Source organism: Rhizobium leguminosarum bv. viciae, from assembly GCF_012276115.1.
In the GTDB taxonomy this organism is placed as follows: Bacteria; Pseudomonadota; Alphaproteobacteria; order Rhizobiales; family Rhizobiaceae; genus Rhizobium; species Rhizobium leguminosarum_T.
In genome coordinates, this window is sequence record NZ_WIEU01000001.1 from 576492 (window position 1) to 601224 (window position 24733).

Here is a 24733-nt window from a genome sequence, read left to right on the forward strand (position 1 = left end):
GCCTGGGAAGCCCTTCGCAGGCCTCATCGTTGAACCACCCACTTTCGCAAACCAAAAAAGGGGAATGACATGCATTCGAAACTGATCGCTTCCGCCGCCCTGCTGGGTCTGATGATGACGACGTCGGTCTTCGCTGAGGAGGCGGCCGTGCCAAAACAGACAGTCAACGACGCTCTTCGCGCCCGCCTGCCGGAGAAGATCCGCACGGACGGCAAGATGATCTCCGTCAACAACGGTTCCTTTCCTCCCTATGAGATCGTCACCGGTACGAAATTGACCGGCGCCAGCGCCGATCTGACCGATGCGATCGGCCAAATGCTTGGCGTCGAGATCGAGCACGAAACCGTCAGCGGGTTGAGCGCCTTGCTCGCCGGCATCAACTCCGGCCGATACCAGTTCGCCTTCGGCCCGATCGGTGACTTCAAGACCCGTGAAGAGGCCAATGATTTCGTCGACTGGGTTCAGGAATACGTGGTCTTCTCCGTCCAGAAGGGCAATCCGAAGGCCATCACCTCCCTCGACAGCGCCTGCGGCAATCGCATCGCCGTCATGGCCGGCGGCTCCGCCGAAAAGGTGATCCAGGCCCAGGTCGAAAAGTGCAAGACGGCCGGCAAGCCCGCGCCCGAAGTGCAGTCCTACACCGACCAGCCGAGCTCGATCCTGGCGGTCCGCTCCAAACGCGCCGATGCCTTCTTCTCCTCGCAGGCGCCGCTGACCTATTTCGTGTCCCAGGCAAACGGCCAGCTGGAATTGAGCGGCGTCGGCCAGAAAAACGGGTTCGAGGATCTCTATCAGGGCGCCGTCGTGCCGAAGGGCTCGCCGCTCGGCCCCGTTCTGCTCGACTCGATCAAGGTGTTGATGGATAACGGCGCCTATGCCGCCATCATGAAGAAATGGGGTCTTGAGAACAACATGATCAAGCAGCCCGGCCTCAATCTTGGTGGAGCCCTGCCGAAATGAGCAATGACCGCACGACTGCCGCACCGCCTTTGGGCGGTGCGGACTTCCGGGATGTTGCACATGCCCACAAGCCCTTTCAAACCGGCCGGCTCGTCCTGTGGGTGGTCGTGCTCCTGATTGCCGCAAACTTCCTGTGGATCGTCGCCCATAATGAGAATTTCGGCTGGCCTGTCGTCGCGGCTTATTTCTTCGATCCGACTGTTGTCAACGGCCTTTACGTCAGCTTGGGCCTCACAGTGGTCGCGATGGCCATCGGCATCGTTCTCGGCCTCGGACTGGCGATCGCCCGGCTGTCGAATGACCGGCTCGCACGTTCGCTGGCGTCGCTGTTCATCTGGTTCTTTCGCGGCACGCCGCTCCTGGTACAGCTGATCTTCTGGTACAATCTCTCGACCCTCTTTCCCGAACTTTCGATCACCATTCCGTTCGGCCCGACGCTCGCCAGTTGGGAGACCAATTCGGTGATTACGCCGATGACGGCGGCAATCGTCGGCCTGGCCTTGAACGAAGCTGCCTACATGGCCGAGATCATTCGCGGCGGTCTGCTCTCGGTCGACCGCGGCCAGTTCGAGACGGCGGAAGCCTTCGGCATGACCAAGGCGAGGGCGCTGTGGCGGATCATCATTCCGCAGGCGATGCGCTCGATCGTGCCGCCAACGGGCAACCAGCTGATCAGCATGATCAAGGCAACCTCGCTCGTCAGCGTCATCGCCATGGCCGATCTGCTCTATTCCGTCCAGTCGATCTACAATCGCACCTTCGAGATCGTGCCGATGTTGCTGGTCGCGGTCCTCTGGTACTTGCTTATCACCTCCATCCTCAATCTCGGCCAGAGCTATATCGAGGCCTATTACGGCCGCAGCGAACGGCGCAACAATGCCGCTGCCGCCAAATCCGAGACCCTTGCCGAGGAGGTAAGCCATTGACCGGTGCCGAAATTGCAAAGCCTCTCGTCAGAGCCCGCAACGTCCACAAGTCCTTCGACCAGCTCGAAGTGCTGAAGGGGATCGATCTCGACGTCATGCCGGGTGAAGTCGTCGTGGTGCTCGGCCCGTCCGGGTCGGGAAAGTCGACCTTCCTGCGCTGCATCAACCATCTCGAGGCGATCAACAAGGGGTTCATCGAAGTCGATGGCGAACAGATCGGCTATCGCCTTCGCAAAGACCGGCTGGAAAAGCTGTCGAGCAACGGAATCGCCAGCCAGCGGCGCAAGATCGGCATGGTGTTCCAGCAGTTCAATCTCTATCCGCATATGACGGTGCTGCAGAACATCGTCGAGGCTCCGATCGGCGTGCACGGAGAAAGCCGCACGGCCGCAACCGAGAACGCCCTGCGGCTTTTGGAGCGGGTGGGTCTGTCGGAAAAGGCTGGCAGCTATCCCCGCCAGCTCTCCGGCGGTCAGCAGCAGCGCGTCGCCATCGCCCGCGCCCTGGCGATCAAGCCGAAGCTGATGCTGTTCGACGAGCCCACCTCGGCGCTTGACCCGGAACTGGTGGGCGAAGTTCTCTCCACCATGCGCGATCTCGCCAAACAGGGCCTGACGATGATCGTCGTGACCCACGAGATCGGTTTCGCCCGTGAAGCGGCCGATCGGGTCGTGTTCATGGACGGCGGCAATGTCGTCGAGATGGGCAAGCCCGAGGATGTCATCGGCAATCCGCAACATCCCCGGACCCAGGCTTTTCTCGCCCGTTTTCTCTGACTGGTGTCAGCTTCTGCTTCGACCCTCGGGCCGGAGCAATCGTCCTTTTCGACCAATACTGGATGTTTTCATGCCCACGCTCGACAATGCCTATGCCCGCCTTTCCGATTTCGAAGCCATGGAGGCGGAGCTGAAGGCGACCCGCCAGTACCTGCACGCCCATCCGGAACTCTCCTTCGAAGAAGCGGAAACAGCGCGTTATGTCGCGGAAAAGCTGGAAGGCTGGGGTTATGACGTGACCCGCAATGTCGGCGGTCACGGCGTTGTCGCCCGCCTCAGCGCCGGCAAGGGCAGCAAGGGCATCGCCATCCGCGCCGATATGGATGCGCTGCCAATCGTCGAGGAAACCGGACTTGCCTATGCCAGCGGCACGCCCGGCAAGATGCATGCCTGCGGCCATGACGGCCACACGACCGTGCTGCTCGGCGCAGCCGAATATCTCGCCCGCACCCGACGCTTCAACGGCACGGCGACGCTGATCTTCCAGCCGGCGGAAGAGGCAAGCAAGAATAGCGGCGCCCAGGCAATGATCGCCGACGGCCTGTTCGAACGCTTTCCGTTCGACGCGATCTTTGGCCTCCATAACCACCCCGGCGCTCCCGAAGGCACCATCCTGCTGCGATCCGGCCCGATGATGGCGGCGTCGGACACCGTCGAGATTACCATCAAGGGCAAAGGCGGCCACGCCTCGCGGCCGCATCTGACCGTCGATCCCGTCGTCGTGGCGTGCAACCTTGTCGTCTCGCTGCAAACCATCATCTCGCGCAACCTCGACCCGACCCAGACGGCGGTCATTACCGTCGGCACCATCCATGCCGGCGATGCAGTCAACGTCATTCCGGAATATGCCAAGCTCGCATTGAGCGTGCGCTCCTTCGAGCCTGGCATTCGCGACCTCCTGCAGGAACGCATCACCAAGCTGGCCCGCTCGGTGGCAGAAGGGCACAATGCTTCCATCGAGATCGACTACGATCGCGGCAATCCTGTCGTCGTCAATTCGCCTGATGAGACGGATTTTGCCCGGATCGTCGCGGCGGAACTGGTCGGCGAAGACAAGGTCGCGACGTGCCCGCTCATTCCCGGCAGCGAGGATTTCTCGCACTTTCTCGAGCACAAGCCGGGTAGCTTCCTGCGTCTCGGCAATGGCATGAATTCCGCCATCCTGCATAGCCCCAAATATGATTTCGCCGATGCCAGCTTGACGGTTGGCGCAGCCATGTGGGCAAGGCTCGCGGAACGCTACCTCCAGGATGACGCCTGAAGTTCCGATCGCCCAGCTTGACCGCGTCGCATTTGGAGCTAGCCTTTCAAGCGAGAACATCACTTTCGACATTTCTCGCTGCTATCCAGGATGCGAAGCATGATTGCCAACTATAACGCCGGCCTCGACTTGTCTTACGATCCCGAATTTTACGCATTGATGGCGGAAAGCTTCGAACGAAGGGTGGGACGCAGCCTGACGTCGGAAGGCCAGGGTGCCGAATGGCTTTACGACCAGTCGCCGGCTGTCGTCCTTGCTCACAATACCGACGCCGATCCGCGCTTTATCTACGCGAACCGCGCTGCCCAGGCCTGCTTCGAATATTCATGGGACGAGTTTATCACTTTGCCATCGCGTCTTTCGGCGGAGGCGCCCGATCGCGCCGAACGTGAGAGGCTGTTGAACGCCGTGGCGGCGAATGGCTTTATCGCCGACTACCGCGGACTTCGCATCGCCAAGTCAGGGCGGCGTTTCTATATCGAAAAAGCCATCGTCTGGGATCTTGTCGACCGCAGCGGATGCCGTCGCGGTCAGGCTGCGACATTCGACTCCTGGCAAGACGTGCAGGCGGATTGAGCGCCGGCTGCTGAGACGCCAACCAGGCGCCGGATATGTCCGCAGCTTTGCAAACCATGTCGTTTGCCATTTGGTTGCCAAAAAACCATGATTGCGTCACATAGATCGCACATCGACACTCGGCATTAACAATTGGATCAACGCTGAATGCGCATAGCCTACTTTTTCCTTGGTGCATTTCTTGCAATTGCACAGTCCGCATATGCTGAAGTTGCATCACCGCCTGCTCTGGCGCCTCTCAAGCGACAGGCGCAAGCCGCCGAGTTGAGCGCACAATTTCTTTCGCGGTATAGCTACAAGCCCGTTCCACTCGACGACGCCTTGTCGGCCAGGGTCATGGATGGGTTCATCAAGTCACTTGATCCGGATCGCATGCTCTTCCTGCAAGCCGACATCGACGGATTCATGTCTGACCGCAGCGAAATCGATGATGCCATCGAGCGGAAGGACTTGAAGATCCCGTTTGCGATGTTCAAAGCGTATCAGCAGCGCGTTGTCGACCGCATGAACTATGCGCGCAACCTGCTTAAGCAAGGCTTCGATTTCAGCGCGCAGGAAGATTATTCGGTGCTGCGCGATAAAGCGCCGTGGCCGCAGTCGGAGGCCGAGAGCAATGACCTTTGGCGCAAGCGCGTCAAGAGCGACTGGTTGCGGTTGAAACTGGGCGGCCAAAACGACGCGGCCATTCGAGAAACACTCGACAAACGTTATGAAAACACGCTCGAGCGCGCTTACAAGTTCAAAAGCGACGACGTTTTCCAGTCGTTCATGGATGCCTACGCAACGTCGATTGATCCGCACACGGACTATTTCGGTACGGCCGCTTCAGCCGACTTCAATGTCTCGATGAAGCTTTCGCTGTTTGGTATCGGTGCGGTCCTGCAGGAGCGCGACGACTACACGACGATCCGCGAGCTCGTTCCTGGCGGACCGGCACAGCTGTCCGGCAAGCTCTCGGTCGGAGACCGGATTACCGGCGTTGGTCAAGGCAAGGACGGCGCGATCAAAGACGTGGTGGGCACGCGCCTTGATGAAGTCGTGCAGATGATACGCGGGAAAAAGGGTTCCGTCGTGCGTTTGGACATCCTGCCGGCAGATGCCGGAGCTGATGCCACGCATCGCGTCATCAACCTGGTGCGCGATAAGATCAGTCTCGACAAGCAAGCCGCCAGAAAGGCTGTGTTGTCCGTAAAAGCGGGCGACGTCGCGCGTAAAATCGGGATCATTACCCTGCCGGTATTCTATGAGGATTTTGAAGCCAAGCGCAAAGGAGACAAGGATTACAAGAGTGCAAGCCGCGATGTCGCCAAGCTTCTCGGCGAGCTGAGCCAAGAAAAGGTCGACAGCGTTCTCATCGACCTGCGCAACAACGGCGGCGGTTCATTGGACGAGGCGATCGATTTGACTGGCCTGTTCATCGGCGATGGTCCGGTCGTTCAGCAACGCGGCAGCGATGGCAAGGTCGAGGTCAAGAGCTCGGAGCTTGCAGCGCCTGTCTGGACAGGCCCGGTGGGTGTCCTGATCAATCGCGGGTCGGCGTCGGCTTCGGAGATTTTTGCCGCGGCAATCCAGGATTACGGCCGAGGCGTGATCGTCGGCGAACCCAGTTTCGGCAAGGGCACCGTTCAGACCGTCGTCGATCTTGACCGGATCGTCCGCAACAGCAAACCCGAGTTCGGGGAGCTAAAGGTGACGATTGCCCAGTTTTTCCGGGTCAACGGCGGTACGACGCAGCTGCACGGCGTGACGCCCGATATCAGCTTGCCAGGACTCTTCGATCCGGCGAGCTTCGGCGAGACCAGTTATGACAATGCCCTGCCGTGGGCGCAGATCAAACCTGCGAAGTACACGGCTGTCGACACGGTCACGACGTTGCTGCCGACATTGCAAAGCCGCCATGATGCGCGGGTTGAGAGCGATCCGGACTTCCAACGACTGATAAAAGACATTGCCGACCTCAAGGCGCAGCGCGAAAAAGGGGTTGTTTCCCTCAATGAAGCCGAACGGCGCAAAGAAGCGACGGCTCGCGAGAAACGGTTCAAGGATCGAGCGAATGAAGGGGATGGCGAGGATCTTGGAGATGATGGCCTGGAGGCAGGCGAGCGCAGCCTGAGTGCCGATATTGCCATCGAGAATGCCCGCAAGAATGCAAAAGACGTCTTGCTGGACGAGGCCGCCGCCATTCTTGCAGACCAGGCGGATCTGCAGGAAGGCGTGCTCAAGGCAGCTATAAAACAAACGGGAAACACGAACGGAAAATAGTCATAGCTGACCGGCGTGACAGTATGCGCAGCTTTGCGATCACCTTGGCATAATGGGCCTGGGTTCAGGTCCTTTCAAAGACGAGGGATCTCGGTGGCGATTTCCGGATTGGCGTGATGACAGGCGGTCAGAAGACCAGGGGCCGCCGTTCGCGTGGTCAGCGTAGGCTCCTGTTCTGCGCAGATCGACGTTGCTTTCCAGCAACGCGTTCGAAAACGGCATCCGCTAGGCGGATTTGCGGGACTCGGCAGATCGCCCTGCAGAACGATGCGCTTGCGCTGCGCGCGACGCCTCGGATCCGGTGTCGGGACCGCCGACATCAGCGCCTGCGTGTAGGGATGGGCCGCCGCGCTGAAGATCGATTGCTTCGGCCCCGTTTCGATGATCCTGCCGAGATACATGACCATGACACGGTCCGAGACATGCCGAACAACGGCGAGATCATGCGCGACAAACAGCATCGCCAGGTTGCGCTCGCGCCTCAGTCCGGCGAGCAGGTTGATCACTTGCGCCTGGACCGAGACGTCGAGGGCCGAAACAGGCTCGTCGCAGACAAGAAGTGTCGGATTGAGCGCGAGAGCGCGGGCAATGCCAAGGCGCTGCCGCTGGCCGCCTGAAAATTCCGAGGGATAACGGTCCGCATGTTCGGCGCGCAGCCCGACGGATTCGAGCAGCTTGACCGTCTCTTCACGCCAGCTGCTCTTGGGCACGAGCCCCGGGTGCAACGCCCAGGGTTCTGAAATCAGCCGGTCGACCCGCATGCGGGGATTGAGCGACTGGTAGGGATCCTGGAAAACGACCTGCATCTTGCGGCGCAATTCATGCAGCCGCCGGCCGCTGGCTGTCGTAATGTCCACGCCGTCAAGCAAAGCGCTGCCGCTTGTCGCCGGCCCAAGCTTCAAGAGCGTCCGAACCAGCGAGGTTTTGCCGCAACCGCTTTCGCCGACGAGGCCGAGCGTCTCTCCCTTGGCAATCTCGAAGCTCACATCGTCGACGGCACGCACCGGTGCCGAGGCGCTGCCGAAGTGCCGGGAAAGGTTTTGGACCTTGAGCAGAGGTTCGATCATACTGGTGATACCGGGAAGTGGCAGGCGGCCTGGCGGCCCGGCCCTACGGTTTCAAGAGAGGGGACGATCTCGGCACAGAGCCCTTCGGCGCGTGGACAGCGGGTTCTGAAGGCGCAGCCGGAGGGCAGGGCGACAGGATTGGGGGCGGAGCCGGGGATCGGCACCAATTCGTCTTCATCCGTGTCCATGCGCGGCTGCGAGGCAAGCAATCCGACGCTGTAGGGATGGCGGGCATCTTCGAACAGTTCGAAGACGCTTGCGGTCTCGACGACGCGGCCGGCATACATGACGGCAACCCGATCGGCGAGTTCGGCGACGACGCAGAGATCATGGGTGATGAAGATCATGCTGGCATCGCTGCGTTTGCGGATCGTCTCCAGAAGATCGACCACCTGCGCCTGGATCGTGACGTCGAGCGCTGTCGTCGGCTCGTCCGCAATGATGACATCCGGTTCCAACGCCACGGCCATGGCGATCATGATGCGTTGGCGCATACCGCCCGAAAACTCATGCGGATATTGCCTCGCACGGCTTTCAGGGTCGGGAATGCCGATGGCCGTAAGAAGGTCGATCACGGCTTTTTCGACACCGCCTTCCGGAGTACGGCCGTGGATGCGGAACATTTCGGCGATCTGCCAACCCACCGAATAGACCGGGTTGAGCGCTGCGAGCGCATCCTGAAAGATCAGGGCGATCCGATCGCCGCAGAGATCGCGCCGCTCGTTTCGCGAGAGCTGCAACAGCTCGACACCGTCGAAACGGATCGATCCTTGATTGATTTCGCCCGGCGGGTTGGGAACGAGATCCATGATGGCCGATGCGGTCACCGACTTGCCGGAGCCGCTTTCGCCGAGAAGCGCCAGGACCTCTCCACGCTCGAGCGAGAAGGAAACGCCGTTGAGCGCCAGGATGCGGCCGGCGGCCGTATCGAAACTGACCTGCAAGTCCTTGACTTCGAGAAGAGCCATCAGCGCCTCCGGCTGACAAGACGCCAGTGCTGCGACGGGTCATTGACGATCCGGAACCAGTTGGCGAGGAGATTGAAGGACATGGTCGTGAGCATCACAGCCAGGCCGGGGAAAAAGCCCAGCCACCAGGCCGATGACAGATATCCCTGGCCCTGCGCCACCATCAGACCCCAGCTCACGGCAGGTGGCTGGATGCCGAGACCGAGATAGCTCAGCCCGGATTCGAACAGCATCACCATGGCGAGATTGACCGAGGCGAGCGTCAGCATCGTGGGAGCGACGCTCGGGAGAATGTGATTGCGCAATATCCAGACAGGCCCGCCGCCGAAGACGCGCGCCGCATCAACGAAAAGCCTCTCCCGGACCTCCAGAGTTTCGGCTCTTGCGACGCGGATATAGGCAGGCATGCGGGTAACGGCGAGCACGATGATGAGGTTGCCGACGCTCGGGCCAAACAGGTAGAGCCCGAAGAGCGCCACCAGCAGCGTCGGGAAACCCAGGATGATGTCGCAGATCCGCATGACCAGGTTGCCGATGATGCCACCGAAGTAACCGGCGATCACGCCGAGCAGCGTTCCGCCGATCAGGCTCGTCAGAACAGTCACAAGCGCTATGCCGATCGTCGTCGATGCCGCCTGGATGAGGCGAACGAGGAGCGGGCGCCCGAGGGCGTCGGCGCCCAGCCACAACGTCCAGGACTGGCCGAAGTCGAAGGGCGGCAGGTTGCGCGCCTTCAGCGAAATGCGATTTTCTCCCAGCAGCGACGATGCATCCGCAAAAATGGCAAGGACGACGATCAGCAGCCAGATTGTCGCAGCGACCGCCATCGGGTCGCCTGCGAGCGCGCGCATGAACCACAAGATGCGGCGGCTTCGGCGCTCGCGGGCGGGGAGGAAGTCGGCGGACGTGTTGATCATTCGACCCTCACGCGCGGATCGATCGATGCATAGAGCATGTCGACCAGGATATTGATGAAGAAAATGACGACGGCGACCGCGAAGATCGATGCCTGGACGATCGCGAAATCGCGCTTCAGGATGCCGTCGATCAGCAGCTTGCCGATGCCGGGAAACCCGAAAACAACCTCGACGACGCCACCGCCGCCGGCGAACTGGGCGGCGAGGTCACCGGTCACGGTCACCGCGGGCAGGAGGGCATTGCGCAGCGCATGCACGAAGGTAACCCGGCCGCCGCGCGCGCCTTTGGCCCGCGCAGTCCGGACAAATGTCGCGTTCAGTGCTTCGATCATCGAGCCGCGGACGATCTGCACCAGCGTCCCGAACGGTCTGGCAAAAAGACAGGCAACCGGCAGGATCCAATAGATCGGACCGCCGAAACCCGATGTCGGCAGAATGCGCAAGGTGACGGCAAACAGCAGGACGCCCATCAGCCCGAGCCAGAAATCCGGCACGCTGGCCGCTGCCTGCGACAGCACGTTGATAGCCCGGTCGATCCAGCCGCCGGCGTTCACAGCGGCAATCGATCCAATGATGACGGCAGCGATGAAGGCCAGGGTCAAGGCAATGGCACCGAGCGCCAGCGTATTCGGCAACGCCTCCAGAACAACGTCCATGGCCGGGCGGTTGTGCCAAAGCGACGTGCCGAAATCGAGGCTCAGCATGTCCCCGGCCCAATCGAGGAATTGCCACGGGAGGGAACGATCGAGGCCGAGGCGGACGCGCATGGCTTCGCGGGCCGCATCCGAGGCATCGACGGGCAGGTAGAGATTGACGGGATCGCCCGTCAATCGCACCAGGAAGAAGGCAGATGTCATCAATGCGGCAAGTGCGAGTGCCGCAAAGGCCGCACGTTTAAGGAAGTAGGTGAAGGACATCCGCTCTCCTCAAGGGACGTTCGGCGACCAGTCTGGCGGTCAGCGGTAGCTGATCGATTTAAGCTTGATCTCGTTGCCGGCCTGCACATCGGGCGTATAGGTGACGGTCTCGGCGACGCGGGCAATCGTGACCATGTGGAACAGCGGGACGATATTGACCGCATCGACGGCGATGTAGCTGAACGCTTCCTCGAACAGTTTCTTGCGTTCGTCGCCGGTTGCCTTCGACGCGTCGCCAATCAACGTGTCGAGCCTGGTATCGGCGATGGTCGACTGATTGCCGTCGGTGGTAAAACGGTTCGGCAGCGTGAATACGGCGTCGCCCTCGGTGTTGTCGATCTGCGTCTGCAGGACCGACGGCTGACGGTCCTTGTCCCAAGGTTTCAGCAGCCTCTTCAGCCACGGGCTTGTCTCAAGCATTTCGAGCCGGGCATTGAAGCCGGCATCCGCGAGCATCGCCTGAATGGCTTCCAGGCTTTCGGACGAATTGGGATAGATGCCGATGCGGCCGTAGATGACGATTTCCTTGTCGACCGGCACGCCATCGGCTTTGGCCGCGTCGAGCAGGGATTTCGCTTTTTCGGGATCATACGTCCAGACGGGGATGTCGGGATTGAAGCCGAAGACGGACGGCGGCACCGCCTGCATCGCCTTTTGGGCATCCTGGTGGAAGATGGTGCCGACTAGGCCGTCCCGGTCGATCGCAAGATTAAGGGCTTCACGCACGCGTTTGTCGTTGAGCGGCGGAATTTCCGCGTCGATCCTCAGCAGCGAGGTTTCGGCGTTTGGGAAGGCATGATCCTGTTCCGTGGTGCCGTCCTGGGGCGCTATTTCATATGCGATCTGCGCTTCCCCAGTGGCGACCATCGCCGCGCGAACAGCGGATTCGGCCCGCCAGATGATGGTTGCGTTCTTGATCGCCGGCTTGTCGCCCCAATAGCCGTCAAAGGCCACGAGGTCGACCGATTGCCCTGGCGTCCACGCTGCAAGCTTGTAGGGTCCCGTTCCGGCCGGGGAGCGCGACTTGCCGTCGTTCGGGGTCGCCGGCGAACCGATGTCCACGGCGGACATCTTGTTCGGCAGGATCGGCTCGACGATATCAGTTTTGATGAGGAGGGTCGTCGGGTTCACCGCTTCTGCATTGAACTTGACGCCCTTCAACGTCGCAAGTCCGACTTCGCAGGCCAGTGCCGGATCCTGCGCCCGCTTGAGAGCGGCAACGACTGCACTGGCATCGAACGCCCTGCCGTCGTGGAAGGTGACGTCGTCGCGGAGCTTGAATTCCCAGGTCAACTCGTCCACTTGCCGCCAGCTGGTGGCAAGGCTCGGGACGACCGATCCGTCGGCCGGGCTCAGATTGACCAGCGCTTCCGTGATGTTGTTGTGTAGAATGCGAGAGTTGCCCGAAAGGTCGGTGTCACAGGGATCGAGCGACTTCGGTTCGTCGGTCACCACCACCGTCAGCTTATCCGAGGCAGCGTCGGCGCGAATTGCGCTGCCCGGAGCCAGCAGAAATGCCAGTCCGATGCTCAGCGCACCAATTCCCTTCATCTTCTTCATGAAATCCCTCCTCCAGATCCAAACGAGCGGCATCCCGTCCATCGCAGTGCCGTCTCGTGAAAACCATCCGGTTGCGCACCGCCGCAGCGGGTATCCAAATGGCTTTACTTCCTCCGCCAAGCGCGTAGTGTCAAATGTGACACTCACACCACTGAGCATGCTCGCTCAGTCCTGCGAAGTCAATATTATAATTCTCATATGGAATTTATAGTTCATGATTGAACCAAAACATGGATCACCTGTCGTCGAAAAGACCGCCCACCTGCTTGAGGCCGTTGCCGATGCGAAGACGGGAATTTCCTTGGCCGCGCTGGTTGAGCAGCTTGGAGTTCCGCGTTCGACCGTCTACCGGATCCTCAATTCATTGGCCGCGCATGGGCTTGTGGCGCGGGTGAATGGTGGAGCGTCCTACGAGCTGGGGCCAAAATTCGTCGAGCTTGCGCGGCGCATCTCGCCCGGCGCCGACAGGGCAACGGTGATCGAGGCGGCAAGGCCGATCCTGACGGCTGCGGCTGACCGCATTTTCGAATCCTTCAGGCTGGCTGCCCCCGAAGGCAACGAGATGATGACGATATTTGCAGCCTCCAGTCCCGGCGATTATTCGCTTTTCATCAAGGTCGGCAGCCGCTCGCGTAAACATGTCGGCGCTGCCGGCAAGCTCGCTCTTGCCTATTCGGACTACGGTGACATAGAGGCCTATTGCAGCGGCGGACTGGAGTCGAAGACGCCATATACGATTACCGATCCGGAGGCGCTGAAGGAAGCACTCGTTGAAATTCGACGCAATGGATGCGCCGAGGACAATCAGGAATCCAACCTCGGCCTCCGGGCCTTTGCCGCGCCCGTCTTCGATTCCGAAGGTCGACTCGTCGCGACGATCAGCGTCCCGTTTATTGGTGAAGCGACGCCGGACAGGGCACGGGCAATTAAGCGCGAGGTCGTGGAGGGTGCCGCCATCTTGACAAAGGCGATTAATGGCAAGCAACCTTTGTCCAAATAAGAAACATCAAATTCTTTATTGAACTATCTTCTCGTTGTGGTAGAGCTTCCACCGGACAATGGAGGATCTCATGACGGCGTTGGACCCATCAGTTTATGCAAAGCTTTTGCGGACGAATTCTGCAAGTCTCAGCACTCTGTTGCTGAAGCGTGGCCTGAAGAACACCGCGGTTCGCGGCGTGCGGCCGCTGGCCAGCGCCGGCGGGCCGATGATCGGCCCGGCCGTCACCGTACGCTACATCCCCGCACGGGAAGATATCGACGGTTCGACTTACAGTTCGGATCCATCCAATCAACAGCGCAAGGCCATCGATACGATCCCCGACGGCCATGTTCTCGTCTTCGATTGCCGCTCCTTGGCGGAAGTCGCCGGCATTGGCGCCATGCTTGCCCGTCGTCTTGTCTATCGTGGCGCCGCCGGCCTCGTGCTCGACGGCGGCGTCCGCGATACGGCCGATATCGCACAGCTGGGACTCCCGACCTACTGCATGGGACCGGCAGCGCCGGCGAACCTGGTTGCCCACCATGCCTCAGATATGAACCAGCCAATCGCCTGCGGCGGCGTCGCCGTTTATCCCGATGACATCATCTTTGGCGACAGCGAAGCGGTGATCGTTATTCCGCGGGAATATGTCGATGACATTGCCGAGGAAGCTGTTGCGATGGAGGAGCAGGAAGAGTTTCTCAAGCTGGAAATCGAGTCAGGCAAATCGACCTTGGGGGTATACCCGCCCAACAAGGAGACCCTCGAACGTTATGAGGCCTGGCGTCAAGCGCGTCATATGACGGCATGACACCATTGCTTCGAAGTATTGTCTAAGGCTGTCGTCTGCTCGCAGATTAACCCGTGCGTTCGTTCTTTTGAAACGCTCGCCGATGCTGCCGACATTGCAAAGCCGCCACGGGAATATTAGGGGACGAGCGCTATCCACTGGGGTAGCTGCTTGACGCTCGACACACGCAACTTCACACTTACATTGTCGAAGGTGAGTCGGACAGACTGAACCGTTTTCGCATCCGTTGCTCATCTCAGAGGGAGTTGTCAGCAGGGTTGATTGGTCCATGCGCCGACCGACACCGGTTGATCGCAAATAGGATCGAGATTGATTGAGTTCGAACTCGCAGCCGCTCCTATTTGCTTGTGAGGTTGCGCCGTGGATAAAGTGCCATCAGCAGTCGATCCTCCTCGCGACAGCCCGCCTTGGCACCGGAATTTCCCAATGCCGAGCAACCGCTGGTCCCTGCTTTGGCCAGGGCTCTTGATATCAATTTTGCTTCTTGCAGGCACCGTCGTTTTTTACCGTGAAATCCATCACCTCGAAGATCCGGTCGGCCCCTTCGAAAATCGAGCTCTCAATAAGGCTGCCCGATCATCTCGCATAGCCGCCCGCCCTGATCCGGCGGTTCCTTCTCCCCTCCCGCCGACGTCGATACCGTTGCAGCTGATCGAGGCCCCGAAGCTGGAGTTGGCAAGTCAGTTTCTGCGGATCTGGCGCGTCTCGGGGTCGAGCTTTTGCGGTGCTCTTCGAGAAGCCGGCATCGAGATGAGCGAATGGAAAGCCGCATCGATGCGCAATCGCAGCTATGAATGTTATTTTCAGCGCATCTACGAACGGGACGAGGTACGTCCACTCAGCTCGACCTTCGTTAAGGTTCGTGGAGATGAAATGGGCGATATTCTTGAGATCCGCGCCAAGATCATTGGGCCGACGACCGACGCCCAGGGACGTCTCGCCCCGGCCGTCCTGCGCATTTTCGAGATCATCGTGAAGCAGGCGTGCTGGCGTGATTTCGAAGATACTCTTGCCTCAATCCAAAACCTTCGAAATGTCGAATACGAACGATTCGGCTCCTATCTCAGCTTCACGCGCGAAGCAGGCGGCGCAAATATCTTCAATTTTGTTCTTGGTCTTAAGGCGACTTCAAGTTCGCAGGTGAGGACCAAGACGTATTTTTCGGCTGATCGCTGGCTAGCCGCAACAAATCCCCGCAATGTTCCCGCGAACTTCATCCTCACGGACCGCTTGGGCACGTCGAAATCTGCCAATTGCGCTCAATGACGTCGCAAGTACCAGTCACATCCAGGATCAGGTTGGAGCTTGTCTGAACATCGACGATTTGAGCGTCACCACCTTTGAGTGTGAGCCGCCGTGTGATTTCGGCCATGAATGCTGCGATCGTACCTGAAGCCGAAGCCGTCATCCAGGCTGCTGAAGTTGAGACCGTGTCGAGCCGCGATTTCATCCGCATCCTCGATCTGCTTGAACACCCGCCCAAACCGAACGCGAAACTACGCGCCGCGATCTCTGCTCTACCGGATGCCTTGTGACCCTCCCCGTCTGGCATGAAGAGCCGATCGCTAAGTCGCACGATCGGGCCGCATTCGATTGCGGTGATGCGGCAATGAACGAGTTCATTCGGCGCTTCGCTCGGCAGAGCCATGAGCAGAATGCGGCGAAGACCTTCTGCGCTATCGACAAGGCCCAACCTCATCGCATCCTCGGATTCTACACAGTCGCGCCTTCGGCCGTTACACATGAGGCCGTGCCTCCAAAGCTGACCAGAGGCCTCGCACGCCATGAAGTCGCAGGCTTCAAGCTTGCGCGCTTGGCAACCGACATAAAGGTGGCGGGAAAGGGTTTAGGCGGCCAGCTCATCGCTGCTGCAGCGCTCCGTTGCCTGCGGCTCGCCAGCGAGGGCGGCGGGATACTGCTCATCATTGATGCCAAGAGCGAACGCGCCGCCCATTGGTATGCCAGCTATGGCGCCGAACCGCTGCAAGGGAAACCGCTCCCCCTCGTTATGCCGCTTGCCACCTTCGCCGCCGACTTCAAGGCCAAGGGGCTCTTGTAGCCGCGTTGCCGCCAAGCCATTGATATCCTCGATACACCAAAACAGGGCTCTGCGCGCTGCGGGCGGGAGGCGCCGGCCTGAACCGCAACATCTCACATCATCAGTCAAAGCTGTTTGCCAGCAGAATCGCGGAGAGCCTTTTTATCCCGCGGCAAATCCTATGTAGAAATTCTCGGCGGGATTGAGGACAACCGCCGATGCCGGCGAACGCATGGACAGGCCTGGAAAAGAACATATCTTCAAAGGGGCCTTCCTTTCTGGAGGCCTCGAACCAAACAGCACGGGCAAACATCAATGACCAAAGGCTCCGATCTTCTAGTGGCAGCGCTTGAGAACGAAGGTGTCGAGCGCATCTTCGGCATTCCCGGCGAAGAGAATCTCGACGTCGTCGAAGCTATCCGCAAGTCTTCGATTGAGCTCGTCCTCACCCGGCACGAGCAGGCGGCGGCGTTCATGGCCGCGACCTATGGCCGCCTGACTGGAAAGCCCGGCGTCTGCCTGACAACGCTCGGGCCTGGCGCTCTGAACCTCTCGACAGGTGCCGCCTATGCCTTGCTCGGCGCGATGCCGATGGTGATGATAACCGGTCAGAAGGGGATCCTCTCGTCCCGCCAGGCGCGTTTCCAGGTGGTCGATGTCGTCGCGTCGATGAAGCCGCTGACCAAGCTCGCAAGGCAGATCGTGTCGCCGCAGATGATCCCGACGACGGTCAGGGAGGCGTTCCGCATCGCCCAGGAGGAAAGGCCGGGGCCGGTGCATCTGGAGCTTCCGGAAGATATTGCGGCCGAAGAATGCCAGGAGGTGGCGCTGATTGCGCCGCATCAACTCGAACTGCCGACGGCAAGCGATGCGGCCCTCGATCGCGCTGCCGCCCTCATCGCCGCAGCCAAACGTCCGCTTCTGATGTTCGGGGCCGCCGCCTCGCGTCCCCGCTCGACATCGGATATTGCGCAGTTTGTGATCCGTACGCGCATTCCGTTCTTTACCACCCAGATGGGGAAGGGAACGGTGCCCGGCGGAACCGAACTTTATATGGGCACCGCCGCGCTGTCGGAGCGGGATTATGTCCACGAGGCCATTGAACAGGCAGACCTTATCATCACGATCGGGCACGACACGATCGAGAAACCACCCTTCATCATGGGCAAGGGCGGCCCGAAGGTCGTTCATGTCGGATATCAGCCGGCGACCGTCGAGCAGGTCTATTTCCCGCAGTCCGAGGTCATCGGCGACATCGGCCCTTCGCTGAAGGCGCTGGCGGATCGCCTCGAGGGCAAGCTGCCAAACGCGCAGGCGCTTCTTCATCTCCGCGAGCGCATTCTCGAGCGCATCGCCGCGCGGGCAACAGAAGATCGCTTCACGCCACAGCGGCTGGTCCACGACATAAGAGAGGTGATGCCGCATGATGGCATCCTGGCGCTCGATAACGGCATGTACAAGATCTGGTTTGCCCGGAACTACCGGACGCGGATGGCGAACACGCTACTGCTCGACAATGCCCTTGCAACGATGGGAGCCGGGCTGCCATCGGCGATGGTTGCCTCGATGCTCTATCCCGAGCGGCGTGTCATGGCGATTTGTGGTGACGGTGGCTTCATGATGAACTCGCAGGAACTCGAAACCGCCGTCCGGCTGAAACTCAACCTCGTCGTCCTCGTCATCGAGGACAATGCCTACGGCATGATCCGCTGGAAGCAGGCGGTGGACGAATTCCCGGATTTCGGGATGACCTTCGGCAATCCCGACTTCGTGAAATATGCCGAATCCTACGGCGCCAAGGGAACCAGGGTCGACGATATCAGCCGGTTCAAACAGGTGCTCGAAGAGGCTTTCTCCGGCGGCGGTGTGCATCTGCTGAATGTGCCGGTGGACTACTCTGAAAATGAACGCGTGCTGGTGAAGGAGCTTCGCGAACGGCTCCCCGCGATATTGGAGGCCTGAGATGCCGCGCGCCATGAAGGTCTACCAGGCGTTCGACCGCGAGCCGATTGCAGAGCTGCCGGCAGACGACGCGGCCGCGCTCGAGCGCAAGCTTCAGTTCGCCGCCAAAGCCTTCGCCGATCGCGACGGCTGGCTGCCCGCGCATCAGCGGTTGGCAATCCTCAGAAAGGCGTCGGCACTTCTGCAGGAGAACCGCGATCGTTTTGCGATGATGATCGCCCGTGAAGGCGGCAAGCCGCTGACGGATGCGATCATCGAGGTGACGCGCGGGATCGACGGCCTCCTCAATGCGGCGGACGAGCTGCGCAACTTCGGCGGCAAGGAAATCTCCATGGGGCTGACTGCGGCCAGCGCGAACCGATGGGCCTTCACCACCAAGGAGCCGATCGGCGTCGTGGCGGCGATATCGGCCTTCAACCATCCGCTCAATCTCATCATCCACCAGATCGCGCCGGCGATCGCCGTGGGTTGCCCGGTGATCATCAAGCCGGCAGCGCCGACCCCGATTTCCTGCATCGAGATCGTCAAGCTATTCTGAGAGGCCGGTCTCGACGAACGCTGGTGCCAGACCCTCATCACCGAGGACAATGCGCTTGCCGAAGCCTTCGCAACCGATCGTCGTGTCGCGTTTCTGAGCTTCATCGGCTCGGCAAAGGTCGGCTGGTACCTCAAGGCCAAGCTGCCGCCGGGCACCCGATGCGCGCTTGAGCACGGTGGAGCAGCACCCGTCATCGTCGACCGCAGCGCCAATGTCGATGCGATTGTCGGTACCATCGTCAAAGGCGGCTATTATCACGCCGGGCAGGTCTGCGTGTCTGCCCAGCGTCTCTTCGTGCATGAAGATATTCTGGCTTCCTTCACCGAGGCTCTCGCTGCAAGGGTGGCAGCCCTGCATGTCGGCGATCCCACGCTTATGCAAACCGAGGTAGGGCCGCTCATCCTGCCACGCGAGGCAGACCGCGTCACGGCCTGGATCAAGGAGGCGACGGACGCCGGAACCAGGCAGATCGGCGGCGGTCGGATGTCGGAGACGACACTTCTGCCGTCGGTTTTGCTGGACCCGCCTGCTGAGGCTAAAGTATCCATGCTCGAGGTCTTTGGACCGCTGACCTGCGTCTACGGCTACCGCGACCTCGACGAAGCGATCCGCATTGCCAACTCGCTGCCCTATGCCTTCCAAGCGAGCGTCTTTTCCGCCGACATAGCGGTTGCTCTCAAGGCGGCAAAACATTTGGATGCATCGGCCGTTCTCGTCAACGACCACACCGCGTTCCGTACCGATTGGATGCCTTTCGCCGGACGCAGGCAGTCAGGATACGGGGTCGGCGGCATTCCCTGGACGATGGAAGAGATGGCCGACGACAAGATGGTGGTGCTCAACCAGGTGACTTAGGGGCAGCGATGATGGGATCAACTGTTCGATTTCCATCGGCAGGTAAAACTCTTGGATAATAGATGATACCTTCGCCGACGTGGTCGGTCACCGCGTCTGCATAATCCTCGTACGACGACGGGATGGGTGTCGTGCACCGCTCAAAATCAGACAAACATTGGATAACCGCTTGCTCGGCCAGGATGGACTTGCCTCGCCCATAGCCGGGAGGCATGGTCTGCCTCGGAACAACGGAATCACAAAACTGCGGACGAGAGGTCTTTGGCCATGCTCGAAAGCTCGTGGCGCATCGCAAACATGGCTGGTTGATGTTTTCCTTCCTGCACAGTTCGGACCTTCATATTGGCAAGCGATTTGGCAATCTTCCCGAGGATTTGAGAGGGCGCCTGCGCGAGGCGCGGCATGGCGTGATCGCCAGGCTTGCCGGTGCGGCACGAGAGCATGGGGCTGATGTCATCCTGCTCGCGGGCGACACGTTCGATACCGAGACGCCGACGCCTGCCGTGCTTCGCCAAGCGCTTGGCGAGATGGCCCGGAATACGCCGCTGCGCTGGGTTCTGCTTCCGGGCAACCACGATTCGCTGCTGGCGGACCAGCTCTGGAGTGCGGCGCGCGGCGTGCTGCCAGACAATGTCATCCTGGCGACGGAGCCGGCGCCTCTTTCGCTTGGACCGGATGTCGTCCTGCTGCCGGCGCCTTGCACGACCAGGCGGCCGGGCCGTGACCTCACAGAATGGATGACGGGTGCTGCCACACCGGACGGCGCTATCCGCATCGGCCTCGCCCATGGGCCGATCCAGGAATTTTCGGAGGATGCCACAGCCACCAATGTGATTGCGCCGAACCGTGCGGCGTTGGCCGGCCTCGATTACATGGCGCTCGGCGATTGGCACGGATCGGTGGCGGTGGATGCCAGAACATATTACAGCGGCGCGCCCGAGCCGGACCGTTTCAAGCATGACCGGCCGGGGCAGGCGATGGTCGTTTCCATTGCCGGGCAGGGGGCGATGCCGACGACGACGGCTGTCGCGACCGCCAGCTTTTCCTGGCAGACATTGCAGCTTCCGCTGCTGGCGTCGGAAGACGGCGTTGAAGCGCTGAAGGCCGCACTGCCGGAACCGTTCGCGCGGCGACAAACCCTGTTGCGCGTCGCGCTGTCCGGCCGTGCCCGATTGAACGGGCGCACGGCAATGACCAGCCTGCTGCAGCAGGTCGCGCCGGAATTTGCGCATCTGGAGATCGATACGGAACTGCTGGGGACCGATTGCGAGAGCGACGATCTCGAGATCATCGACCGAGCCGGTGCGCTGCGCGATACTGCGGATTTGCTGCTTGCCGAAAGCCTCGACCAATCCCGCTCGGGCGATGACAGGGGTGTGGCGCGTGAGGCGTTGATCCGCCTGTTTTCCTATTGCGAGGCGATCGATCGATGAAACTCAACGCTCTTCGCCTTCACAACGTCAAACGCTTCGCCGGCCGCGGCATATCCGTCGAAGGAATCGCCGACGGCGTCAATGTGCTGAGCGCTGCCAACGAACACGGCAAATCAACCTGTTTCGAGGCGCTGCATGCGCTGTTCTTCCAGCCGCACGGCGGCACGCCAAAGAGCGTGCAGATGCTACGCCCCTATAGCGGCGGCAATCCGATCGTCGAGGCCGATATCACGATCGAAGCCGGCCGCTACCGCTTGACCAAGCAGTTCTATGGCGGACGGCGCGCCAGCGTCACCGATCTCGGCAGCGGCCGGCTCGTCGCCCAGGCCGACGAGGCCGAGGCTTTCATCGGCGATCTCATTTCCGGCGGAACTGCCGGCCCGGCAGGCCTGCTCTGGGTGCGCCAGGGCGTCACCGGCATCGAAAATCGCAGCAAGAGCGAGGAAGAAAACGACAAGCGGGTGCGCGAAAGCCTGCTGTCTTCGGTGCAGGGCGAGGTGGAGGCCCTGACGGGCGGACGGCGCATGTCGGCAGTGCTCGAAGCCTGCGAGGAAGAACTCAATCGCCTGGTCACAGCGACGCTCCGGCCAAAGGCCGGAGGCCGCTTTGCCGCCGCGCTCGACGATCGTGACCGGCTGCAGGCGGAGGAGGCGCGGCTGGCCAAGGAGGTGGAGATGCTGCACGGCGCGCTCGACCGCCGCCGCTCAGTGCAGGCGAGACTCAGCGAACTGGAAAATTCGGACGAAGAGGCCGGCCGGAAGGCGGCGATTGCCAATGCCGAGTCTGTGCTCGAGGCCGCTAAACTGCACGACAGGGAACTCAAGGCACTCGATGCCGAAGCTGCTCTTGCCGCCAGCCGTCGCGATGAGGCGCAGCAGGCATTCGACCGCTTCCACGCGGCATTGAACCGCAGTGACGAACTCGCGCGGCGTTTCGCCGTGACGGAAAAAGAGCTTTCAAATGCAGCTGAGCGACGCGCGGCATCGCTGGCCGAAAGCGAGGCCGCAACGGCGGAGGTTCAGGCAGCCGAAGAGGATGAGCGGGTAAACCGCGAATTGCTGGCGCGGCTGGAGGCAGCACTCCGTTCGCGTCACGCCGCAGAGCGGCTGGCGGAGGTCCGTCTGCATCTCGAACAGGCGGAAGCGGCGCGGCGGCAGATCGAGGACGGGGAGGCTGCGCATGCATTGCTCGCCATTCCAGCCGATGCGATCGAACGGCTCGAAGCGTTGGACCTCAAGATCGTTGGCTTGCGTGCAGCAGCCGAGGTCGTTCTTCCCAGGCTCAGGATCGACTACCTGAAAGACGCCTCCGGATCGGTGAGCATGGACCGCCAGCCTTTGCCGGGGGGCGAGGACAAGAGCTTTGCCGGGGTGGCGAAACTCGACATAGCAGGCGTCGGTACCCTGACGATCCATTCCAGCCGGCAGGCAGAACAGGACGGGGCGCTCGAAACCGCGGAAGCCGCGCGCCAAACATTGCTTGCCAGGCTCGGTGTCGACAGTTTGCGGGCGGCGCGACAGCGCGATATTGCCGCCCGGAACAAGCAGGAGGAACTGGGGCGGGCACGCCAGCGGTTCGCCGACGTGGCTCCGAATGGCATCGACCAGCTTCACCTCGATGCCGCACGCTTTGCGGAACTCAGCCAGGGTCCAGTCGAACTCGACGCCGACCCAGAAGAGGTGCGCGCCCGTCTCGCGGATGCGACGCAGCGTATCGACCTGGCGCGAAACCGGGCGCGGGAAGCGTCAGTGATGCGCATGGAGGCCGGCGAGGCAATATTGCGAGCGCAGACGGAGCACGCCAAACTTGGCCAGGAGCTCGAGGCCATCGCGGCGATCATCGGTCCAGAAGCCGGCCGAACGGAATTGCAAAGGGACCTTGCGGCAAGGCTCTCCAGCGCCAAAGAACAATGCGACACGGTTGAGCTCCGGGCCGGGCCTGTGCGCAGGGCCGGGCGGGACCTCGCCGGCGCGGAAGCCGCCCTTGCCAGGGCACGTTCGGTCGCCGACGCCGCGGCACGCGAAATTGCCAGGTTACGCGAGGAGCTTGCCGACATCGGCGGTCAGATCCGCACCCGCTCAGACAGTGCCGTGGAAGAAACCTGGTTGGAAACTCGCGGTTTGCTCGACGCTGCGCAGGAACAGGTGAAGCGTTTCGAGGCGGAGGTCGCCGTACTGGATCGCCTACGCAAGGCGCTGACGGCGACGCGAGCAGCCGCGCGCGACCTCTATCTCAAGCCTGTCATGAACGAACTCGCCCCGCTGGTCGGCCTGCTGTTCGACGATATCTCGATCACCTTCGACGGCGACACCTTGCTGCCGCAGATCGTGCACCGCAACGGCCTCGACGAGGATGTCGACCGGCTGAGCGGCGGTATGCGGGAGCAGCTCTCGGTACTGACCCGCCTCGCATTCGCAAGGCTGCTCGCCCGCGACGGCCGGCCGGCGCCTGTCATCCTCGACGATGCGCTTGTTTATTCCGACGACGACCGGATTGAACGGATGTTCGATGCGCTGCACCGCCAATCGCGCGACCAGCAGATCCTGGTCTTCTCCTGCCGCCAACGCGCCTTCGCCAAGCTGGGCGGCAATGTGCTCACCATGCAGCCATGGCAGCCGGATTGATGAGGATCGATGCTCAGGCAAGCACTCTGCTACGCTCAAGCCAAAGATAGGCTGCAGCCGTCCAGGAAAAGCCGAGGCCGCCGCAACCTTCGCCGGTGACCGGATCGAAATATTCGGCGAAACCTTCCGTCTCGATCGCCGCGATGGTGGATTTCCGCAGCTCTTCGGCCGCATCCGCATGGCCATTGCGCCTCAGTCCGTCGATCAGCAGCCAGTTGATGATCGCCCAGGCGGGGCCGCGCCAGTAGCGCTTCGGCTCCCAGCTGGCGATGCCGGGTTTGGTCGTGGGGAAGGCAACTTTGAGATCCTTGGACCAGGCATTCATTTCCGAGACCAGGGCGTTCGCAACCTGCTGGTCGAGGTCCAGCGAGAGGAGGGGGATGAAGCCGGCTTGCGTGGCGGCTTCGACATCTTCGCCGGAGATCAGGTCGCGCGAGACGAAGCGGGCAAGCTCCGGCCGCCATTGGGCCCTTATCGCCTTGCGGGTACGGTTGTTGAAGGCAGCAATCTCGATCGCGTCCTCCGTCCGCCCGAAGAGGCGGGCGAGGTGTTCCAGATCTTCGCCCGCCTTGAGCAGGATCGCGCTCGTCTGGATTTCGGCGACCTTAAAGGGCGCCTTTTCCCATTGCCGCGCCGGCTCCCAGCCGCAAGCGGCATAGGTATCGACGAGATGGATGAAGCGGCGGTAATCCTCGTCGCGCGGGCGCATGCCGGCATCGACATGGCCGGTGTCCTTGCGCACGACAGGCGTGTCGGTTGTGACGGGCACGCGGGCAAGCGCGATGTCCCAGGCGGGAGAATTGTCGCTGCCGCTTTCCCAGGGATGCAGGAGTGCTACGAGCCCCGTGCCTTCAGGGTCGCGGGCGGAATACCACCAGCGGTGCCATTTCAGCGCCGCCTCGTAAAGGGGCAGGGTGCGCGTCTCGTCCTCCTTGCCGGCGACCTCATGCAGCTTGCGCAGTGCGATCGCGAAGACCGGCGGTTGGGTTATGCCGGAGGTCGGGATCGTGTGCTGCGTGCGCCAGACGTTCGGTCCCGGGAAATAGGTTTCGCTTGGCGCGTGGAAGACGATATGCGGGATCATTCCATCCGCCCACTGGCCCTCGACCAGCCGTTCCAGCTCGCGATAGGCGCGATCGATATCGTAGAGCGCGAAGCCCATGGCGACGAAGGCGGAATCCCAGTTCCACTGGAAGGGATAGAGCCGGTCGGTCGGCACGGTATAGCCGCCGCGATCGTTCACGGCGAGGATGCGCTTCGCCTGGTCGATATGCGTGTTCATTCTGGATGCTCCGGTATT

Annotated in this window: 19 protein-coding genes and 2 pseudogenes; 15 read left to right on the top strand and 6 right to left on the bottom strand. The window is 61.2% G+C overall.

What is annotated here, in order from left to right:
• Positions 1-69: 69 nt before the first annotated feature.
• From GFM02_RS02680 to GFM02_RS02705, 6 genes are all read left to right on the top strand, one after another.
• A complete protein-coding gene (locus GFM02_RS02680) occupies positions 70-960 on the top strand; it encodes an ABC transporter substrate-binding protein (RefSeq protein ID WP_168320707.1) in 891 nt (296 codons plus the stop codon).
• Positions 957-1886 (top strand): amino acid ABC transporter permease, encoded by a 930-nt coding sequence (locus tag GFM02_RS02685; protein ID WP_168320708.1) that lies wholly within the window; start codon positions 957-959, stop codon positions 1884-1886. Before GFM02_RS02680 ends, GFM02_RS02685 begins: the two co-directional genes overlap by 4 nt.
• Positions 1883-2662 (top strand): amino acid ABC transporter ATP-binding protein, encoded by a 780-nt coding sequence (locus tag GFM02_RS02690; RefSeq protein ID WP_168320709.1) that lies wholly within the window; start codon positions 1883-1885, stop codon positions 2660-2662. Before GFM02_RS02685 ends, GFM02_RS02690 begins: the two co-directional genes overlap by 4 nt.
• A 70-nt stretch (positions 2663-2732) precedes the next feature.
• Entirely contained in the window at positions 2733-3923 is a 1191-nt protein-coding gene (locus GFM02_RS02695; RefSeq protein ID WP_168320710.1) for a M20 aminoacylase family protein, read from the top strand.
• Positions 3924-4022: 99 nt separating this feature from the next.
• Complete coding sequence (locus tag GFM02_RS02700; RefSeq protein ID WP_168320711.1) at positions 4023-4499, top strand: MEKHLA domain-containing protein; 477 nt, start codon at positions 4023-4025, stop codon at positions 4497-4499.
• Between the two features lie 147 nt (positions 4500-4646).
• Positions 4647-6761: a carboxy terminal-processing peptidase gene (locus GFM02_RS02705; RefSeq protein ID WP_168320712.1), complete on the top strand. Its 2115-nt coding sequence runs from the start codon at positions 4647-4649 to the stop codon at positions 6759-6761.
• Between the two features lie 74 nt (positions 6762-6835).
• Here the strand turns inward: GFM02_RS02705 and GFM02_RS02710 are convergent, their stop codons facing one another.
• From GFM02_RS02710 to GFM02_RS02730, 5 genes are read right to left on the bottom strand one after another with little or no spacing between them, the layout of a single operon-like run.
• Complete coding sequence (locus GFM02_RS02710) at positions 6836-7828, bottom strand: ABC transporter ATP-binding protein (protein WP_168320713.1); 993 nt, start codon at positions 7826-7828, stop codon at positions 6836-6838.
• Positions 7825-8796 carry an ABC transporter ATP-binding protein gene (locus GFM02_RS02715; protein ID WP_168320714.1) on the bottom strand — a complete coding sequence of 324 codons (972 nt, stop codon included), beginning with the start codon at positions 8794-8796 and terminating at the stop codon, positions 7825-7827. The genes GFM02_RS02710 and GFM02_RS02715 overlap by 4 nt, the downstream gene beginning before the upstream one ends.
• Positions 8796-9713, bottom strand: coding sequence for an ABC transporter permease (locus GFM02_RS02720; RefSeq protein WP_163873898.1), 918 nt, complete (start codon positions 9711-9713; stop codon positions 8796-8798). Before GFM02_RS02720 ends, GFM02_RS02715 begins: the two co-directional genes overlap by 1 nt.
• On the bottom strand, positions 9710-10630 hold the full coding sequence (locus tag GFM02_RS02725; RefSeq protein ID WP_062941637.1) for an ABC transporter permease: 921 nt from the start codon (positions 10628-10630) through the stop codon (positions 9710-9712). The genes GFM02_RS02720 and GFM02_RS02725 overlap by 4 nt, the downstream gene beginning before the upstream one ends.
• Before the next feature lie 39 nt (positions 10631-10669).
• On the bottom strand, positions 10670-12190 hold the full coding sequence (locus GFM02_RS02730; RefSeq protein WP_168267605.1) for an ABC transporter substrate-binding protein: 1521 nt from the start codon (positions 12188-12190) through the stop codon (positions 10670-10672).
• Positions 12191-12404: 214 nt separating this feature from the next.
• On the opposite strand from GFM02_RS02730, the gene GFM02_RS02735 reads away from it, so the two are divergent.
• From GFM02_RS02735 to GFM02_RS02775, 9 genes and pseudogenes are all read left to right on the top strand, one after another.
• Entirely contained in the window at positions 12405-13190 is a 786-nt protein-coding gene (locus GFM02_RS02735; protein WP_168267602.1) for an IclR family transcriptional regulator, read from the top strand.
• A gap of 70 nt (positions 13191-13260) precedes the next feature.
• The gene (locus GFM02_RS02740; protein ID WP_020046929.1) at positions 13261-13983 is read left to right on the top strand and encodes a ribonuclease activity regulator RraA; all 723 of its coding nucleotides are present in this window, start codon (positions 13261-13263) and stop codon (positions 13981-13983) included.
• Between the two features lie 426 nt (positions 13984-14409).
• The gene (locus GFM02_RS02745; RefSeq protein WP_168320715.1) at positions 14410-15249 is read left to right on the top strand and encodes a DUF6030 family protein; all 840 of its coding nucleotides are present in this window, start codon (positions 14410-14412) and stop codon (positions 15247-15249) included.
• A gap of 116 nt (positions 15250-15365) precedes the next feature.
• Positions 15366-15518, top strand: a pseudogene (locus GFM02_RS02750) (DUF1778 domain-containing protein); the annotation flags it as partial.
• Positions 15515-16042 (top strand): GNAT family N-acetyltransferase, encoded by a 528-nt coding sequence (locus GFM02_RS02755; protein ID WP_168267599.1) that lies wholly within the window; start codon positions 15515-15517, stop codon positions 16040-16042. The pseudogene GFM02_RS02750 and the gene GFM02_RS02755, both read left to right, overlap by 4 nt.
• A gap of 294 nt (positions 16043-16336) precedes the next feature.
• Positions 16337-17983 carry an acetolactate synthase large subunit gene (locus GFM02_RS02760; protein WP_168267597.1) on the top strand — a complete coding sequence of 549 codons (1647 nt, stop codon included), beginning with the start codon at positions 16337-16339 and terminating at the stop codon, positions 17981-17983.
• Position 17984: 1 nt separating this feature from the next.
• A pseudogene (locus GFM02_RS02765) lies at positions 17985-19376 on the top strand (aldehyde dehydrogenase family protein).
• A 308-nt stretch (positions 19377-19684) separates the two neighbouring features.
• Positions 19685-20809, top strand: coding sequence for a metallophosphoesterase family protein (locus tag GFM02_RS02770; RefSeq protein WP_168267686.1), 1125 nt, complete (start codon positions 19685-19687; stop codon positions 20807-20809).
• Positions 20806-23433 (top strand): AAA family ATPase, encoded by a 2628-nt coding sequence (locus tag GFM02_RS02775; protein WP_168267594.1) that lies wholly within the window; start codon positions 20806-20808, stop codon positions 23431-23433. Before GFM02_RS02770 ends, GFM02_RS02775 begins: the two co-directional genes overlap by 4 nt.
• 13 nt (positions 23434-23446) lie before the next feature.
• Here the strand turns inward: GFM02_RS02775 and GFM02_RS02780 are convergent, their stop codons facing one another.
• Positions 23447-24715 (bottom strand): MGH1-like glycoside hydrolase domain-containing protein, encoded by a 1269-nt coding sequence (locus tag GFM02_RS02780; RefSeq protein ID WP_168267592.1) that lies wholly within the window; start codon positions 24713-24715, stop codon positions 23447-23449.
• Between the last annotated feature and the right edge of the window lie 18 nt (positions 24716-24733).